1 protein-coding gene is annotated in these 614 nt (G+C 36.7%); it reads right to left on the reverse strand.

Annotation, left to right across the window (positions count from 1 at the left end; genetic code table 11):
* Positions 1–614 (reverse strand): hypothetical protein (locus tag AC1DWB_RS36950; protein WP_477546000.1); only part of this gene is annotated, 614 nt, incomplete at both ends.

A 614-nucleotide genomic window follows, 5' to 3' on the forward strand; every position in this document is an offset into this window, starting at 1 on the left:
GAATTGTACATTCCTCCTCCATTTTTCATTGTAACAGGTATTCGGATCGCGGCATGCTGGTCGTCAGTCTGGTTGGATGCAACATCATCTMTAATGGATTTCAAACGATTATTATAATTAGCATAAAAGTCATTGTTTGCTTTTTTAATATTTTCGTGACCTTCTGCTTTTTTGGTTCCGAATTTTGAATCTAACAGACTTAACGGAGAAGTTTTCAAGATCGATTTATCATCAAGCCCCAAGTCAACGGCACATGCGATACTCAAACCTCCAATGGCATAAAACTCACTGGCTTTATTCAAAAGCAATGCATCTTTGTCAACAAAAGTCTTATTACTGATTATGCTTTGTGCAGTCAGGTCATTTAGTTCTTTTGGCGACGAATCAGGATGAGTCAACAGTTGATAGGCTTTTTCCTGAAGATAGGTGGCCATCCCTTCAATATTATCATAACCATCTTGCTGTTTATTTTTTTCGTTACCATTCAAAAACAACTCGTAAAAATATGTCGCATTTTGAATTCGTTCAACCTTTTCATCTTTATTATTGGATGCAATGGCTTCCTTCAGGTACAGGAACATTTCGTTACGATAATACCTGCTATCTGTATCTTC

This window comes from Paenibacillus sp. P4_E11, from assembly GCF_056401635.1.